Source organism: Acinetobacter sp. COS3, assembly GCF_000475335.1.
In the GTDB taxonomy this organism is placed as follows: domain Bacteria; phylum Pseudomonadota; class Gammaproteobacteria; order Pseudomonadales; family Moraxellaceae; genus Acinetobacter; species Acinetobacter venetianus.
In genome coordinates, this window is the sequence record NZ_AXCD01000012.1 from 122603 (window position 1) to 139134 (window position 16532).

Here is a 16532-nt window from a genome sequence, read left to right on the forward strand (position 1 = left end):
TTTTGACTAAAAATATTCTAATTTATGACGAGCTAATATGAATACTGAACACACTTTAGAAGAGCAAAATACAGAAATTATTCAACCATTTCATCCAAAAAATTTATTCAATTTATTTTTTAAACCTAAGACATTTTTCTCGCAATCCAATCACTATCACCATAAAAGTATTATGCTGATGGCCTATTCGATTGGTGTTGTCGCTGTAATGGATCGCATTGATCAGAAGCTATTAAGTTCTGAGCTTGGTCAATCTTCATCTTTTACAGATTCCTTGACAGAGACATGGTTCGCATACTGGCTTTGGGTGCTGGGGATGGGCATTTTGTCGGCTGCATTGGCTTGGGTCATACAAGGCTGGTGGTATAAAAAGCGTCTGCAATTTTCTGGTGTTCAGGATGCTGATCCGCAACTTGCTCGACATGTGTTTGTTTTGCAGGCATTAGTTTATGTATTGCCGATCATTGTTGTCACTTTGATTCAAACATTTCTCTATAAAAATTATGTCGATGCCTATAATAATTCGACGTTTTTAGCTGTGATAACAATTCCATTTTTATTGCTTTCATGTTGGGTAAGTTATCGTGGAGCGACACAGGTTTTTAACACCAATGCTTGGGCTAAGTTTTGGTTCTTGGGCATGCCTGTCGTTTTCTACATTACGATTGGTGGTTTATTTGCAGCATTAGTAAATTAATTTAAAACGTAATGCTTTTCAAAGTTCTAAGCATAGCATTCAAATTTTCAATACTTTTGTTTTTACCATTTGCTTGTTATTTCTATTTTATTAATGCTAATTTTTAGAAAACTTTGATTGGGATAATAACTATGTCTTTAGCTGCGCCGATTTTTCAAGGAAGCTGTTTGTGTGGTGGTATTCATTATGAAATCCACGGGGAGATCGGTGATGTTATACAGTGCCATTGTCAGCGCTGTCGTAAAGCTAATGGCACAGCTTTTGCGACCAATGCACCGATCAGTAGCGCAGCATTTAAAATTACTCAAGGCGAAAATTTAGTTAAAAAATTTGCAGCATCAGGTGTATATCGTTGGTTTTGTGGTGAGTGTGGTTCTCCATTGATTAGTTCACGAGATGCACAACCTGAGTTATATCGTTTAAGAATAGGGACCTTGGATACACCTTTGCAGCAAAAGCCTCAGATGCATATTTTTGTTGGCTCTAAAGCAGAGTGGGACTGTATTGCAGATGATTTACCTCAGTTTGAGGAGCGCCCATAAAGTAAGCATTGCTTTTTGATGATTCGGCAATGTATTTGATTTCTTGGTCCGTGTTTTGGGTATAAATATGATTTTTGATACGGCATCACTTTCGCCAACAGAGGTTTATCGGTTATTGGTTGGAGGCATCACACCAAGACCCATTGCGTGGATTAGTACCTTATCTACTGAGGGTGTAGCCAATATTGCCCCTTATTCTTTTTTCAATGTTGCAAGCTGTAATCCTCCGATTCTGTGGTATTCACAAGTCAATCCACAAATTGGTCAAGATAAAGATACTTTGAGAAATTTAATCGCAACGAAGCAATGTGTGATTCATATTGCCAATACTGAATTATTGGAAAAGATGAATTTATCCTGTGCACTGTTGCCGCCGGAACAGAGTGAATTTGAGTTCGCTAAGATTGAATCTTGTGAGAGTCATTCTGTTCAGCCATTGGCTGTAAAAGATGCACCGATTCGATATGAATGCCAATTAAGAGAAGTTTTACAACTGAGTAGTTTAGCTTCTGGCGGTACAGTTGCATTGTTAGATGTAAAGGCAATTTATGTGGCTGATCATCTTTGGGATGGCACAATGATTGATCAACAGAATTTACACAGTGTTGGGAAAATGGGTGGGGATTTTTATAGCTTAACCAATGAATTGCGTAAGTTATCTAGACCATAAAACTCAATTTCAGAGTTAATAAGGTAGGAAAAAATCCCTGCTTAATGATTATTTTGCAGTTAAAGCATCATTTTTAAAGCTTACTTCTTCCCAGCCAATTTTCAGAAATTGACGAACTACACTGGATAATGCTGGCGGGCTAATCTGCGTGATTTCAATAGATTGGCACTGATTAAACTGAGCAAAGCATTGTAAGGTATCAAAAAATGGCGGCAACCAAGATGACATGTCAATCTGTGTATTTTCGATATGCAAATGAATAAGTTCAAATCGACCATTTTTACGATGTGCTTTGCAATCTACTCGACCAATAAAAATATCGCCAAATAAGATCGGCAAACAAAAATATCCATACTTACGTTTGGCTTGTGGCGTGTAGCACTCGAGACGAAAATCAAAGTCAAAATGGGTTTTGATTCGTTCACGATGAATAATGGCATTGTCAAAAGGCGAGAGCAGTGACAGATTGCTATGTGGTGTATTTTTGATTTTATCTTGCAAACCAGTCAGGACGTAGATTGTAGGAAATTCAGCAATATTTAATTTTTGGATTACACCTTCTTCAAGCATGTGCTGTAAAACTAATACAACATTTTTCCGCAGGGTCGGCTCGGTTTTTAAATGGGTGATTTGTTTGATCGTCGTAAAGCCATAAGCGCGTAAATAGGTCTTAACCAAGTATTCAGCATATTCAAGCGGGTCTGGACATGTAGTATTAATATGATTGGGCAACACTCTTTCGCTCAAATCATAGACTTTCTCGATGCCGTTTCGAGCACTAATCATCAAATCACCTTGCATAAAAAGCTGCTCAAGCGCCATTTTGGTTGGTTTCCAATTCCACCAGCTGCCTTGCTTTTTGCTTAAGCTTTCAAAGTCTCTCGCTTTTTGAGCGCCTTCAATGCGGATTCGATCATAAACATGACGCATGACTTGTGCGTCCGCTTGATAATAACGTGATTCTCGATTTTTGATGCTGTGCATTTTGGGCAGCGCGTATCTAAAATCTTGTATCGGCAAATAAGATGCTGCATGAAACCAATATTCAAAAATCTGACCCTCTGCAACCAATTGGTCGAGCCATTGCGGTTGATAGTCAGGAATACGTGTCCAAAAAGTGTGATGATGTGCTTTTGCCACCATTGATAAGGTATCAATTTGCACATAACCCAATTGTGTCAGTGTTTGAATGACGGCTGCCTTACCTGTTCCAAAGGCTAATTTTTGATGAAGGCCTTGTGCTGCTAAAGTGATGTTCCTGAGTTGTTGTAATACATTGTTTTGATTGATCAGCATTATTTTTCTCAGATTATTTTTAAAATTATGCAGTGGACAATATAAATGCTCAAGGGAGCATCAAAGCAAAGCAGGCGAACAGTGTTCGCCCCCTAGCGTCATGGCTGTCTTGAGCCAATAAGATCATTATTTTGCAGTTAAAGCTTCGCCTTCAAACTTTACGCCATTCCAGCCATTTTGCATAAACTGACGAATGTTTTGATGGTCTGTTGCTTCTGGCGTCGCGAGAACAGATGCATAATGTTCTGCAAATAAGCTCAGCGTATCTTGTTGATTTAAACCTTCTAGCTTTGCAAAAGTGAGTACTTTAGCGCTGCCTTGATTCTCGGTTGCTGCATTGAATTGTGCACCATTCTGAAAAGCCGTAGGTGTATGTTGGTAACGTGCTTCAATAAACGCCAATACATCTGCAAACTTTGCAGAACCATCTTTAAGTTGTGCCAATAAGCTTTGAGCCATTTTAAATTCCATGTTGATTGAATCAATGACAAACATGATAGCATTGAAAAGAACGAAGAAAAGCATTCAACTATATTTGAAAGGGGGCATCATTTTAATTCAACTATTAACGAAGTATATATTATTAAATATCATCTAAATTTCTTTTAAATTCCTTTAACTCACATATTAAATTCTTAATATCAATAGAATCCCAACCTCTTTGCAAGCAAGAGTCGACTAGTTTTTGAGCTGAATTTTTCAATATTAAACCAAAATCTTGTTTTTTAGCTATACATTCGACTTCAATAAAATCATTAGTATTGCTTTGATTCATACATGAAATTTTAATTAAATTAAAATCAATCGCCGTAATATTTATCACCATTGGACCGTCCATAAATAATAAGTCCACTTTTTTTTCGCAACTACTGAGTAACTTTGAGTATGCAGTTAACCACCACCCCATAATTACAACAGCAAAATCAGACCAATTATTTTCTGGAAATTGAAAATTATCTAAATCAAAAAAAATTGGTGCTGTTATCAATTCTTTTTTTGATTTTCTTAATAAAGAAAAGTCAATAATCAAGTCTAGATTTGTATTATTTAGTATTTTGGTCATGCTATTTTCAATCTCTTTGGTCTATGTGTTTAATATACTTACCAAAAGATCTTTTTCAAAGACACAGTTTTATGCGGTTGAAGAAAATGTTTTGTCTGTATATAGCTAAATTGTGGATAACTTTATGTTTATACACAGTGTTGAGTTGTCTAAAAAATATGTTATTTTAGAGCAAAGGAGATGGTATTCCTCCTATCACAAACCGCTCCATTTTTTACTAGATGAGAGCTAATGATGCCTACGTTACCCTGAACAGGGGCGTAGGTTTGTGCGTGCTCTGTTCTTCATTTTGGAGTTCGCAGATGATCAGTCCTCAGAAAAATAAACCCATGTTGAATGTTTATTTATCTCCAAATCAGTGTTTGGAGTGAGTCATGTATTATCCTTTAATTTCGATTGCATTAGGTTCAATGTTTGGTGCTTGGTTGCGCTGGTTTATTGGACTCAAGCTCAATCCAATTTTTCCTAATATCCCACTGGGAACAGTCGCCGTAAATTTTGTTGGTGGTTTTATCATTGGATTTGCAATTTCATATTTTTCTCAAAGTTCACTCAGTCCCAATTATAAACTTTTTGTGATTACAGGCTTTTGTGGTGCGCTTACAACATTTTCAACCTTTTCAGCTGAGATCGTGACCTTATTACAAAGTGGTAAATTGGGTTATGCATGTGCCGCAATTGCGATTCATGTTTTAGGCTCATTGTTATTTACGATTTTAGGAATGAGTTTACATCAGTGGTTAAGCGCGGCCTAGTTGGGGGAATAGTCAAAATGAATGGATTTTTAATTACTTTTTATACTGCCCAAAATCGAACTTATCAGGGGCAGTCCATGAATGAGTGGTTGTTTAGTGTCGCGAAGCAAATGAATCTAAGAGGTGCAACAATGTTAAGTGCTGTCGAAGGTTTAGACCATCACGGTCAATTGCATTCTGGACATTTCTTTGAACTTGCGGATCGCCCAGTACAAGTTCAGTTTGCTGTGACAGAGGATCAAGCAAAGGAATTGTTAGATTATTTGAATAGCAAAGAAATCTCTTTGTTTTATGTCAAAGCACCCATTGAGTTTGGTTTCGTTGGACAATCTGAAAACGAGATTTGAATTTTAGGCATAAAAAAAGAAGTCTAAGCGGAGGAGATTGCCTTAGACTTCGAATAATTACAGCCTAATGGGTGAAACTTAAAATAAGATTAACCCTTGCGGTTAAAACGACCAAAGCGTTTATTAAAGCTTGCAACACGACCTTCATTGCTCGCCTGACGTTGTTCACCTGTATAAAACGGGTGTGATGCGCTTGAAATATCCAGCGTAACGTATGGATAAACTTTACCTTGATATTCTTTAGTTTGCTTGGTTTGAAGCGTACTACCAATTAAGAAATAAGCATCCGCATTGGTGTCATGAAATAGAACTTGTTGGTATGTAGGGTGGATATCTTTACGCATTTTCAAATACTCCTAATTTATAAGGAAATGTTATAATATAACAATATGTGGAGTCAATTTATGAAACTTCAAGCTGTATTATTTATACATTTAAATAATACAGCTTCTTTTAAATTCGCCGATGAAAAGTAGGATGGGTTTAATAATTTGGTACCAGTTCTTCAAAAAGATCATTCAAATTGTCATGCACTTTCAGGTGAATGAGATTCCAGTAATGCCCAGAAATCGTTCGATTCACCATCAGCGTATCAGGTGATGGTTTAAAGACATCCCAATATTTTAATGATTTCTTCACCAGTCTCATGCCATCGTGATGAGATGAATTTTCAGCAAAATCGTAATGTGTGCTTAATGGACGCAGCAGGATTTCGATCCACTGGACATAAAGCTCGCTTGGAAATTTTTGCTTTTCAGCAATCGAATGTAGCTCAACCAGTAGATTTTCAACCTGATTAATATCTTCTTGGCGAGCTGCATTTACCAATGCTTTAAAATGCTGAATGATTTCAGGTGAAAGGGTTTTTACACTGCCGTAGTCATAAATGATGATGCTGCCATCTTCTCGGAATGCAAAATTCCCTGGATGGGGGTCACAGTGAAAACGTTTTAAGAAAAACATTTCTTGACCCAAAGCACGAATTAAACGTCGACCAATTTGATTGCGTGTTTCGACTGACCATGTACTCGCCGTTTCAATAGATTCGCCTTGCTCTAAGCTGAGTGTGAGTACGCGACGAGAAGAATACTCTTTATAGACCGTCGGTATAATGACTTGGTCATCGAGTTTTTCATGAAATGTTTTAAAGACTTCGAGATTTTGTGCCTCAATTTCATAATTAAGTTCAGCAGATAAACTATCTTGAATTTCTTTAAAAAGTTGGTCTTGTAATTTTTTATCAATTTTTAAAACACCCATGAGACGAAGTGCAAGGCGGACTTGTTTTAAATCACTTTCACATGCATCGTCGACCCCTGGATATTGTACTTTTACCACAACTGATTGACCATTCGGTAGCACTGCACGATGCACTTGTCCAATTGATGCAGCAGCAAAAGGCTCTGCTTCAAAAGAGCTAAATACTTCAGTTAAGGGTTTACCTAGCTCTTTTTCAACTTGCTGTTTAATTGCAGTGAAAGGCATTGCTGGCGCTTGGCGTTGTAGTTTGGCAATTGCTTTAGCGACTTCGGGTGGGAAAATATCTTTGTACTGTGAGGCGATTTGACCGACTTTCATTACCGCGCCTTTCATTTCACCTAAGGTATCAGCAATTTGTAATCCGATATCTTGAAAGAGTTGGCTTCGTGCTGCATTTTTTTGTTCTTCGTCTGCATTGAGATTGCGAATGGAGTTGGCGACGCTTTTGGTCGCAATACTTGCGGTCATACCAGCGAGTTTTAGAAAACGTTTACTGGGTGAACTTGCATGCTTCGCCATTTCGCTTGACCTCATACGATCCAGTTTTAAATTGATACTTTGATCATAGGCGACAAAACTTAAATTGCCTATAACAAAATGTTAAGTGATGTAATTTAAAAATCTCCCCTAAATTATCTTTAAAAGAGGGGAGTGCTTGAGCATCTAAGGTGATTTTAGGTTGTTGAGTACATTTTATTTTTATTCTTCTTGATATTTTAATTCTCTTGAGAGCTGTGGTGAGACTCACAGCTTCACTAGAAAAAATATCTAAAGGAGGTTGGCTAAGCGTTTATTGTTTAAATACAATCGCCCAATAAGTAATACACATGCGATGGTTAAACCAATAATCAATCCTAACCAAACACCTGCGACACCCCAAACGGTATAGCGTGCTAAATACAGCCCGATTGGAAAGGCGATCACCCAATACGCCATCAACGTAATCCACATCGGTGCTTGTGTATCTTGCATACCACGCAAGCATCCTGCGGCACTGACTTGCCAAGCATCCATGAGTTGATATGCCATGGCAAACCAAAGTAAATACATAGCAACAGGAATCACTTGAAGGTCATCTGTGTAAATTGCCACGATGTATGGGCGTGCAACCGCGATCAATGTCATCGTACAGGCTGCAAAGAATGTTGCGCTCAATAACCCTACTTTTTGAACTTGTCGCATGGCAAGCCAATTCTTTTCACCATAATACATTCCCACACGAATGGTGAGTGCAATGGCTAGAGACAATGGAATCATGAACAATTGAGAAGTCACGGAAATGGCAATTTGATGTGCAGCAATTGCATTTTCGCCTAATGGGCTGAGGACCAATGCGCCTGTACTGAAAATACTAACTTCGAAGAAAACTGCGAGTCCAATTGGAAAACCAAGCTTGAGTATTCTTTTGACCCAATACGGATCAATTTTTTCCCATTGAGTGAAAATAGGTGCTTGTTTATATGCTTTTGCTTTAGAGATGTAGATCGCCAAAGTGATGAACATTAACCATTGTAGAATTGCTGTAGCAAAACCGCATCCAGCACTCCCCAATGCAGGAATTGGCCCAAATCCATACATAAAGATAAAGTTCAGCGGGATGAGGACAAGTAACGCGATTAGGCTAATTGCCGTAACAGGACGTGGATGGCCTAAGGCCTCGGAGTAACTGCGTAATGCTGCATACATCATTACCGCGGGCATACCAAAGCCAATCGCATGCAAGAATAAGCTCGCTTTAGGTAATAAGGCTTCTGGTACGCCGAAAAGTGGTAGAAGCATTGGCATCGCCTGCAAGATCAGCATTGCCAAAATACCGAGGATGAAAGCGACCCACAAAGATTGGCGAGCAATCGTTGGAATTTTTTCAGGTGTTTTCGCACCACGCGCTTCCGCAACGAGCGGCGTAGCGGCAATCATAATCCCTGCAAACAGCAACATAACAGGAATCCATAAACCGACACCAACAGCAATCGCTGCAAGGTCAGCAGCGGAAAGATGCCCTGCCATAATGGTATCAATCAGGCCTAAACCAGCTTGAGCAAATTGAGTAATCAGAATAGGAAGCATCAAATGGAATAATTGCTTCAATTCATAGCGCGTCGTGGAAGTGTGAGACACAAAAAATACTCTTATAAAAATAAAGGAGAGTTAGGGGCTACGGCCCTAACGCTGTAAGGTGAGTAACACACCGATAAAAATAATAATACCGCCAAGCAAACGCTGCCAGTTTATAGGCGTTTTGTCCGTACCTATCCAGCCAAAATGATCAAGTAACATTGAAATCACCAGTTGCCCAAAAATGACTAAACCAGAAAAAGTCAAAAAACCGAGCTTAGGCGCAGTATAAATGCTCATACTAATGGCATAAACCCCAAGGCAACCGCCGATCCATAAATACCACGGAATATTTGAAAGTTCACTTAAATTTGGTTTAGATACATCCTGAAAATAGACTAAAAAAGCCAAAATAACTGTGCCAACAAGAAATGAAAGAAATGCGGCCTGAAGCGGAGAATGTAAATGTTCTCGGAATTGAGCATTGATTGCTGTTTGAAATGCCATTGCAATTCCAACACCTAACGCAAGGGGGAGAATAAATAGCAATTGGCTAGAGATTTTCATCATATTATCAATCTAATTGTTCTTTGTAATCACAGTCTAACTGAATCGTGAAGTGATGATAATAAGCTGATTGAGAGAGTCATGTTAAAATAGAAAAGTTCTGTTATTGAGCTTCTACTTTGAGTCATTTAAATCCAGCAAAAATTCCACTTTCTCTGTATATCCATATGCCTTGGTGTGTGCGTAAATGTCCTTATTGTGATTTCAATTCGCATGCTGTTCCTGATGGGCAGTTATCTATGGATTTGGAGCAACAATATCTTGCGGCTTTGGTGGCTGATTTTGAAACACAGATAGAAATGGCTCAAGGTCGTGCAATTCATAGTGTGTTTATTGGTGGTGGAACGCCGTCTTTAATCTCAGCACAAGGCTATCAGTGGTTATTCGATCAACTTAAAACTCGATTGGATTTTGAAGCCGATTGTGAAATTACACTGGAAGCCAATCCGGGAACAGTTGAGCATGATCCTTTTGCAGATTATCTTGCGACTGGAGTTAATCGTTTATCGCTCGGTGTACAAAGTTTTGATGCTGATCATTTACAGCGCTTAGGGCGGATTCATTCAGCAGATAATGCTTTGGATGCAATTCAGCAGGCGCGTCAGGCAGGCTTCGAGCGTGTCAATGTCGATTTAATGCATGGTTTACCAGAGCAGACAGAAGAACAAGCGCTCAAAGATCTAAAATTAGCTGTAACGCATGGAGCGACGCATATTAGCTGGTATCAGTTAACCATTGAGCCAAATACTGTTTTCTTTAGAACTCAGCCTATATTGCCACAAGATGAAGTTTTAGAGCATATTCAGGAGAAAGGTGAGGCCTATCTTATTGCAAATGGCTATGTAAATTATGAAGTCTCTGCATGGCGTAAGGAAAAGCCATCTACACACAATCTAAATTATTGGCAGTTTGGAGACTATTTGGCAATTGGGGCTGGGGCACATGGTAAAGTGACGCGTTCTGATGGGATTTACCGCTTTCAGAAGACACGCTTGCCCAAAGATTACTTAGCTAAAGTTCCTGCTGATCATGTGCAAATGAAACGAATTGAATCAGACGAATTACCCTTTGAATTTATGATGAATGCGCTACGTTTAAATGAAGGTGTGCCTGCTGAACTTTATGAAGAACGGACAGGTTTAGCGTTGCGTGATTTGGATGATGTTCTAACACAATTACGCGACAAAAAATTATTGCTTGAAGACCCTGCTATCTTAGCTTGCACAGCACAAGGGCATATTTTCTTAAACTCAGTCCTAGAAGCATTTTTATAATGTAATGATAGGAATGCTTTGAGCAAGGATGCTTAAAGCAATTTAAATTTATTTGTCATCATTTGGAAAAATAAATTAGACAAAATAAAAAGCCTCATCATTTATGATGAGGCTTTTTAGAATATGGTGGGTCGTCCGCGACTCGAACGCGGGACCAACGGATTAAAAGTCCGCTGCTCTACCAACTGAGCTAACGACCCTGAACGAGGATAAGTAAAATATTTTTTACTTTGTCATAAAGGAAAATCTATGATTTTCTATGACGTTAAACCTCTTGCAGGCATTTGTAAAATACATTTTACAAACTAACAAAACATTAAATGGTGGGTCGTCCGCGACTCGAACGCGGGACCAACGGATTAAAAGTCCGCTGCTCTACCAACTGAGCTAACGACCCATCTCGTTTTGATGTTGCGTATTCTAGCAACTTATTCAGCTAACACAAGAGGAAATTTAAAAACATGTGCATGATTGTTTATAAAAAGCACGATTTCCTCTTGTTTAGCTAAAAAATAAACTAGAAACGGTATTGATAACTTTGAATATTGTCAAAAATCTCAGTACTTACATCACAATAACTTGTTGCGCTCGGTAATAAAACCAATAAACGTTCAGAAGTTTTGCTTGGATTAAACGCTTCTTCTTTAAGTTTATTCTTTTGGTATTTGAATGTACCTGTCGTTTCAACTTTTGCTTGTATGCGTAAGAAAACAGGAATTGCGTATGACGGTAAGCATTTTTTAAATACGTTCACCATCTCTGCTAAATCTGTTTCATTGAGCTCTACACCGTCAACAAGCGTGATTGCTGCCATACCAGCACGACCATTGGTATTTGGGATTTCTACACCGTATACGACAGCCTCAGCGATCTTGTCATATTCACAAACCATGTTTTCAACTTCGGTTGTAGAAACATTTTCACCTTTCCAACGGAAAGTGTCGCCAAGACGGTCTACAAATTGTGCATGGCGGAAACCGATATCACGTACCAAATCACCTGTATTGAAATATGAATCACCTTTAGTGAACACATCTTTCAAAATCACAGATTTATTTTTCTCAGGGTCTGTATAGCCATCAAAAGGAGAACGGCTAGTGATCTTACCGATAAGTAAACCAACTTCGCCTGTTTTCACTTTCTTGCAGTAACCTTTTTTGTCACGTACAAGTTCATTTTTCTCTTTATCAAATTCAACGATTGCATAAGGCGTTGGAGAAAAACCTACAGTATTATCAAAGTTGAAAATATTACTGAAGCCAACGTTACCTTCGCTTGATGCATAAAGTTCGAGGACTTCTTGAACACCAAAACGATCTTTGAATTTGCCCCAGATATTTGGACGCATACCGTTACCAATCATTTTGGTTACACGGTGAGCACGATCCAACTCTGTTTCTGGTGCATCAATTAAGTAACGGCAGAGTTCGCCTACATAACCAATCGCAGAAGCATTGAATTTTTGAACATCTTTCCAGAAGCCGCTAGTCGAGTATTTACGACGTACCGCAAGTGTTGCGCTGCCTGCAATCACACCACACCAACACACAACAACACCTGTTGCATGATAAAGCGGTAGTGTTACATACATCACATCATCTTTACCTAGATTCAAGATATGGCCATAAGTTCCATATGCCAATGTCCAACGGCTGTGCGTAAAGATCACTGCTTTTGGTAAGCCTGTCGTACCAGAGGTGTAAATATAGAATAAGCCATCTTTACCCGTAACCGTACGCGTGGTTGATGGATTGAACTTTGGAAATTGATCAATTTGTTGAGCAAGGTTGATATAGCCTTGAGGGGCAGTACCTGAATTTTTACGCGTTTCTTGATCTGCAAACCAATGAAAACGATCTGGAGCAACATTTAAGTCTGCACGGGTTTCGTCTATCGCTGCGCGAACTTCTTCACCCGCAATGACTGCAATTGGATTAACCAAGTTAATACTGTGAGCCAGTACTTTACCAACTTGTGATGTGTTGACTAATGCGATTGTGACGCCGATTTTGGCTAAAGCCACGATCGAAGCAATCAGTTCAGGACGGTTTTCAACCATCACTGCAACAACATCACCTTTTTTAGCACCAATAGATAAATAGTAATGCGCAATTTGGTTTGCCCATTCATTTAACGCTTGATAGCTGTAGCTTTGATCTTCAAATAACAGTGCGATACCTTGTGGATTACGTTTTACAGCTTTTTCAAAGGCAATCCCCAAACCCGCTGGAGAAGTTGGTGTTCGCAAGTATGCTTGTTTAAGACCATTCAGGATATGAGGTACTTTAGTGATGAAGTTTGGAAGTCGAGTTGCGACATCACCAAGAGTAATAATATCGGTCTGCGTAGTTTGGCTCATATCAATCCTATTTATTTTTCGATCAATCCAAAAATGGCTATCTGTATGGAACACAACCATTTAACATCATTGTTGTTGATGCTGTTTTTAATGGTAAGTCCCTAGAGCAATCAACCTAATTTGACAAAATAACAAAAAAGCCTAGTCATCGAAATGACTAGGCTTTTGCTTATTGTGTGCAATTTAGCAAATTACTCATTGCTAGCTGTGCTCTTTTTCGGTGGACGACCACGCGGGCGGCGAGGGCGGCTCGATTTTTCTTTCTCGATTTGAGCAGCTTCGTCTTCAGCATCCACCTTTTCCGTAACGGCTTCAGATTTCTCTTCAGCTTTTACTTTTTTGGGTGCTGCTTCTACAGCCACAGTTTCTTCAACGACAACGGCTTCTTTAGCCGTCTCTTCTTTCGTTGCTGCAACTTCAGTTTCTGGTGCTTTTTCTACATCAGTTGTTGCTAACTCTAGAGGTTGTTGCTCTGGTGCTGCTGGCTCTGCAACCACTTCAGTTTCAGCTACTACTGGCGCAGGTGCTTCTTCCTTAGCCTCAGTGCTTTCAACTGTTGTAGGTGTAGCGTTTGAAGCGATATGAGCTTCTTTGGCTTGTTCCGCAGCGAGTTTTGCCAAACGACGACGTTCGCGTGGATCATTCGCAACACGAGCAGCTGGAGCTTCAGGAGGTGTTAATGCAAGCACTGGTGCAGGCTCAACGTCCTCAGTCGGTTTTTGACTAGGAAGCTCAGCATCACGAGTTACAGGACGTTTTTCTTCAACTACTGTTGTTTCAGCAACTAGCGTACTTGCATATTGTTCAGAGAACTTTTGTAAAGCACGGTTGAAGGTTGTAACAAGACCAAATTGCTCAATCAAAATTGTGCAATCTTCACCATAGACATGACGAATCAAGCTACCAAGTGTGTGTTGACCCAGCGTAGGAATTTGCGACGGCGCAACTTTCGCAGCGGCTTTTTGCTCAGTTTGAGCGCCACGTTGACGGCGACGAGAGCGAGGATCATTACTTGCACGTTTTACAGGCGCTTGTGCTTCTTCAGGAGCAGGCGTTGTTTCAACGACAACTTGTTCTTCTTGAACAGGTGCAGTCTCAACGGTCTCGACTACGGCAGGAGCAACGGACTCAGCTTTTGGTGCAGCTTTTTCCACAGCTGGTTGTTGTGGGTTAATTGCCACAATTTCACTTTGACCTTGGTCAATATTCACGATCAAGGCAGTGTTCATTGACTCTGCACGTGGCGCATCAACAACATCAACTTTTACTTGTTGAGGATTGTTTGTTGATTCTGCTTGAGCAGGCGTCTCATTTAAGACACTTTGATCGCGATGACGGTTTGGACGATTCGGTCGTTGCTGATTATTACGATCACGACGTGGCACTGGCGCAGCATCATTACCGTTTGCAGCTTCATGATGCTGTTGCTGGTTTTGAGGTTCGTGCTGCTGTTGGCGTTTTTGCTGACGTTTTAATTCACGTTGCTCTTGACGCTGTTCTTGGCGTGAAAGCTGAACAACTTCTTCATGAACTTGATTTTGTTGTTCATGTGCTTGTGAATGCTGTTCACGTTGCTCTTTGTGCTTACGTTTTTTCTGGTTTTGATTTGGACGATGCGGTTTTTCATCCTTTTCAAATTGCTCACGTGTTTCTTGTTTCGCTGGTGCTTGAGCCATGTAAGCATTGTTGTTACCTGCTTGAGCAGTAGTTTCTACTGTTGCAGGTGTGTTGACTTGACCAAATTGACCACGGCTTACTGCGCCGTTGTTGATCATTTGCTCAATCGCTGCTGCTGCATTTTGCGCAGAACGTGATTGGTCAGTCGTTTGAGCTTGTTTTTGAACAAACAAATTCTCTAACCATGCACAAGGGCTAGCTGATTTTTGAGCTGCCGCTTGGTTTTGTTTAGGCTGAGCTGTTTGCTGTTGCTGAGCAGCTTTCTTTTGTGGTGCTGCATTGTTTTGAGCAGGTGCAGGGTGGTTATGCTCAGCATCTTCTAAATGCCATTCAGAAGATTCATACCCCAATTCTTTTTCGCTTGAACGAGTCGCTTCAGTACGTTCATAGCTAGATGGTGCAAAGCCTGCTGGGTTGTATTGAATTTCGTAGTGTGGCGTTTCTAAATGCGGATGAGGAAGTACTGTTACACGTACATTAGAAGTTTGTTCTAAGTAAACAAGGCTGTGACGCTTTTCATTCAATAAGAATGCAGCGATTTCAACAGGCACTTCAACTTGTACTTCACCTTGACGCTCACGTAGCGCGATTTCTTCAACTTTACGCATAATTGAAAGAGACAACGAACGTAAGTCACGAACCATGCCTGTGCCATGGCAGCGTGGGCATACATAACCTGTTGCTTCTTCCAAAGATGGACGCAAACGTTGACGGCTCATTTCCATGAGACCAAAACGTGAAAGTTGACCAAACTGGATACGTGCACGATCACTTTGTGTTGCTTCACGAAGTTTCGCTTCAACCATACGCTGGTTACGATCTTTGGTCATATCGATGAAATCGATTACGACTAAACCGCCAATATCACGTAAACGAAGTTGACGTGCGATTTCTTCGGCTGCTTCTAAGTTGGTATTTAATGCAGTCTCTTCAACATCGTGTCCGCGTGTTGATTTTGCAGAGTTAATGTCGATAGATACCAATGCTTCTGTTTGGTCAATCACGATTGAACCGCCAGATGGAAGTTTTACTTCACGCTCATACGCAGTCTGGATTTGGCTTTCGATACCAAAATGAGCAAATAAAGGCTCATTCAAGGTATAAGTTTTTAATTTGTCGAGCTGACGAGGCATCACTGCTTTTACAAAGTTATAAGCTTCGTTATAGGCTTGCTCGCTGTCAATTAAAATTTCTGCAACGTCATCACGTAAGTAATCACGAATAGCACGTGTCACTACACCTGCTTCTTGATGAACCAACATCGGAGAAGGGCCAGAACTTGCAGAACTTTGAATTTGAGCCCAAAGGTCTAACAAATGTTGTAAGTCGAGTTGTAACTCTTCTTGTGTACGACCGATACCAGCAGTACGAACGATCACACTCATGCCACGAGGAACATTGAGTGATGCTAAAATTTCTTTTAACTCTTCGCGTACTGAACCTGAAATTTGACGGCTGATACCGCCACCTTTCGGATTGTTTGGCATCAAAACGAGATAACGACCAGCAAGTGAAATGAACGTCGAAAGCGCAGCACCTTTGTTGCCACGTTCTTCTTTTTCAACTTGAACCAGTAGCTCAGTCCCTTCAGTGATCAATTCACGAATGTTTGATGTTTGACGAGGATCAGCTTTGAAATATGAGTTTGCGATTTCTCGCATTGATAAAAAGCCTTGACGCTGTGCGCCGTACTCAACGAAAACCGCTTCTAAAGATGGTTCAACGCGAGTGACATGGCCTTTATAGATATTTGATTTTTTTTGTTCACGAGTACGATTCTCTAAATCGAAATCGTAAAGACGATTACCAGTGATAAGTGCAACGCGAACTTCTTCGGCGTGAGTTGCATTAATCAACATACGTTTCATGGGTGTGACACCTAATAGTGATGCACACAAACAACGGGCTCATTACGTTTGAGCAAACATCAAATTGGCGCGATCAAGACTCAGAAGCAACTTTATGTACGA

The 16532-nt window shown here is 40.0% G+C and carries 15 protein-coding genes, 2 tRNA genes and 1 riboswitch; of the genes, 6 read left to right on the forward strand and 11 right to left on the reverse strand.

The window, feature by feature from the left end; translation table 11 throughout:
* Window positions 1-37: 37 nt before the first annotated feature.
* The 3 genes from IO68_RS23945 to IO68_RS23955 all read left to right on the forward strand — a co-directional run bounded on the left by IO68_RS23945 (window position 38) and on the right by IO68_RS23955 (window position 1909).
* Window positions 38-697 (forward strand): hypothetical protein, encoded by a 660-nt coding sequence (locus IO68_RS23945; protein ID WP_023013171.1) that lies wholly within the window; start codon window positions 38-40, stop codon window positions 695-697.
* Between the two features lie 131 nt (window positions 698-828).
* On the forward strand, window positions 829-1239 hold the full coding sequence (locus IO68_RS23950; protein WP_023013172.1) for a GFA family protein: 411 nt from the start codon (window positions 829-831) through the stop codon (window positions 1237-1239).
* Between the two features lie 67 nt (window positions 1240-1306).
* Complete coding sequence (locus tag IO68_RS23955) at window positions 1307-1909, forward strand: flavin reductase family protein (protein WP_023013173.1); 603 nt, start codon at window positions 1307-1309, stop codon at window positions 1907-1909.
* A 48-nt stretch (window positions 1910-1957) separates the two neighbouring features.
* Here IO68_RS23955 and IO68_RS23960 read toward each other — a convergent pair whose 3' ends face one another.
* The 3 genes from IO68_RS23960 to IO68_RS23970 form a co-directional block, all read right to left on the reverse strand.
* Entirely contained in the window at window positions 1958-3205 is a 1248-nt protein-coding gene (locus tag IO68_RS23960) for a winged helix-turn-helix domain-containing protein (RefSeq protein WP_023013174.1), read from the reverse strand.
* A 126-nt stretch (window positions 3206-3331) separates the two neighbouring features.
* The gene (locus IO68_RS23965; protein ID WP_023013175.1) at window positions 3332-3664 is read right to left on the reverse strand and encodes a HopJ type III effector protein; all 333 of its coding nucleotides are present in this window, start codon (window positions 3662-3664) and stop codon (window positions 3332-3334) included.
* A gap of 124 nt (window positions 3665-3788) precedes the next feature.
* Entirely contained in the window at window positions 3789-4268 is a 480-nt protein-coding gene (locus IO68_RS23970) for a hypothetical protein (protein ID WP_023013176.1), read from the reverse strand.
* Window positions 4269-4435: 167 nt separating this feature from the next.
* A riboswitch (Fluoride riboswitch) is annotated at window positions 4436-4516 on the forward strand.
* 126 nt (window positions 4517-4642) lie between these two features.
* Between IO68_RS23970 and crcB the strand changes: the two genes are divergently transcribed.
* Window positions 4643-5023, forward strand: a complete 381-nt coding sequence (gene crcB, locus IO68_RS23975) for a fluoride efflux transporter CrcB (RefSeq protein ID WP_007479149.1) — start codon at window positions 4643-4645, stop codon at window positions 5021-5023.
* 17 nt (window positions 5024-5040) lie between these two features.
* A complete protein-coding gene (locus IO68_RS23980) occupies window positions 5041-5370 on the forward strand; it encodes a DUF190 domain-containing protein (protein WP_004876610.1) in 330 nt (109 codons plus the stop codon).
* An 89-nt stretch (window positions 5371-5459) separates the two neighbouring features.
* Here the strand turns inward: IO68_RS23980 and IO68_RS23985 are convergent, their stop codons facing one another.
* The 4 genes from IO68_RS23985 to IO68_RS24000 form a co-directional block, all read right to left on the reverse strand.
* Entirely contained in the window at window positions 5460-5714 is a 255-nt protein-coding gene (locus IO68_RS23985; protein WP_007479144.1) for a type B 50S ribosomal protein L31, read from the reverse strand.
* 139 nt (window positions 5715-5853) lie between these two features.
* Window positions 5854-7149 carry an ABC1 kinase family protein gene (locus tag IO68_RS23990; RefSeq protein WP_023013177.1) on the reverse strand — a complete coding sequence of 432 codons (1296 nt, stop codon included), beginning with the start codon at window positions 7147-7149 and terminating at the stop codon, window positions 5854-5856.
* A 249-nt stretch (window positions 7150-7398) separates the two neighbouring features.
* The gene (locus IO68_RS23995) at window positions 7399-8748 is read right to left on the reverse strand and encodes an MATE family efflux transporter (RefSeq protein ID WP_004876616.1); all 1350 of its coding nucleotides are present in this window, start codon (window positions 8746-8748) and stop codon (window positions 7399-7401) included.
* A gap of 45 nt (window positions 8749-8793) precedes the next feature.
* A complete protein-coding gene (locus IO68_RS24000; RefSeq protein WP_004876619.1) occupies window positions 8794-9255 on the reverse strand; it encodes a DMT family transporter in 462 nt (153 codons plus the stop codon).
* A gap of 116 nt (window positions 9256-9371) precedes the next feature.
* Between IO68_RS24000 and hemW the strand changes: the two genes are divergently transcribed.
* On the forward strand, window positions 9372-10526 hold the full coding sequence (hemW, locus tag IO68_RS24005) for a radical SAM family heme chaperone HemW (protein WP_023013180.1): 1155 nt from the start codon (window positions 9372-9374) through the stop codon (window positions 10524-10526).
* Window positions 10527-10650: 124 nt separating this feature from the next.
* On the opposite strand, the gene IO68_RS24010 is transcribed toward hemW, so the two are convergent.
* From IO68_RS24010 to IO68_RS24025, 4 genes are all read right to left on the reverse strand, one after another.
* Window positions 10651-10726, reverse strand: a tRNA-Lys gene (locus tag IO68_RS24010).
* 121 nt (window positions 10727-10847) lie between these two features.
* A tRNA-Lys gene (locus tag IO68_RS24015) sits at window positions 10848-10923 on the reverse strand.
* Between the two features lie 120 nt (window positions 10924-11043).
* A complete protein-coding gene (locus IO68_RS24020) occupies window positions 11044-12885 on the reverse strand; it encodes a long-chain-acyl-CoA synthetase (RefSeq protein ID WP_023013181.1) in 1842 nt (613 codons plus the stop codon).
* Window positions 12886-13076: 191 nt separating this feature from the next.
* The gene (locus IO68_RS24025) at window positions 13077-16430 is read right to left on the reverse strand and encodes an Rne/Rng family ribonuclease (protein WP_023013182.1); all 3354 of its coding nucleotides are present in this window, start codon (window positions 16428-16430) and stop codon (window positions 13077-13079) included.
* Between the last annotated feature and the right edge of the window lie 102 nt (window positions 16431-16532).

Excerpts from the sequence above, each read along its gene's own strand:
- IO68_RS23945 (WP_023013171.1), top strand. The coding sequence starts at position 38 with ATGAATACTGAACACACTTTAGAAGAGCAAAATACAGAAATTATTCAA.
- IO68_RS23950 (WP_023013172.1), top strand. The coding sequence starts at position 829 with ATGTCTTTAGCTGCGCCGATTTTTCAAGGAAGCTGTTTGTGTGGTGGT.
- IO68_RS23955 (WP_023013173.1), top strand. The coding sequence starts at position 1,307 with ATGATTTTTGATACGGCATCACTTTCGCCAACAGAGGTTTATCGGTTA.
- IO68_RS23960 (WP_023013174.1), bottom strand. The coding sequence starts at position 3,205 with ATGCTGATCAATCAAAACAATGTATTACAACAACTCAGGAACATCACT.
- IO68_RS23965 (WP_023013175.1), bottom strand. The coding sequence starts at position 3,664 with ATGGCTCAAAGCTTATTGGCACAACTTAAAGATGGTTCTGCAAAGTTT.
- IO68_RS23970 (WP_023013176.1), bottom strand. The coding sequence starts at position 4,268 with ATGACCAAAATACTAAATAATACAAATCTAGACTTGATTATTGACTTT.
- crcB (WP_007479149.1), top strand. The coding sequence starts at position 4,643 with ATGTATTATCCTTTAATTTCGATTGCATTAGGTTCAATGTTTGGTGCT.
- IO68_RS23980 (WP_004876610.1), top strand. The coding sequence starts at position 5,041 with ATGAATGGATTTTTAATTACTTTTTATACTGCCCAAAATCGAACTTAT.
- IO68_RS23985 (WP_007479144.1), bottom strand. The coding sequence starts at position 5,714 with ATGCGTAAAGATATCCACCCTACATACCAACAAGTTCTATTTCATGAC.
- IO68_RS23990 (WP_023013177.1), bottom strand. The coding sequence starts at position 7,149 with ATGGCGAAGCATGCAAGTTCACCCAGTAAACGTTTTCTAAAACTCGCT.
- IO68_RS24000 (WP_004876619.1), bottom strand. The coding sequence starts at position 9,255 with ATGATGAAAATCTCTAGCCAATTGCTATTTATTCTCCCCCTTGCGTTA.
- IO68_RS24020 (WP_023013181.1), bottom strand. The coding sequence starts at position 12,885 with ATGAGCCAAACTACGCAGACCGATATTATTACTCTTGGTGATGTCGCA.
- IO68_RS24025 (WP_023013182.1), bottom strand. The coding sequence starts at position 16,430 with ATGAAACGTATGTTGATTAATGCAACTCACGCCGAAGAAGTTCGCGTT.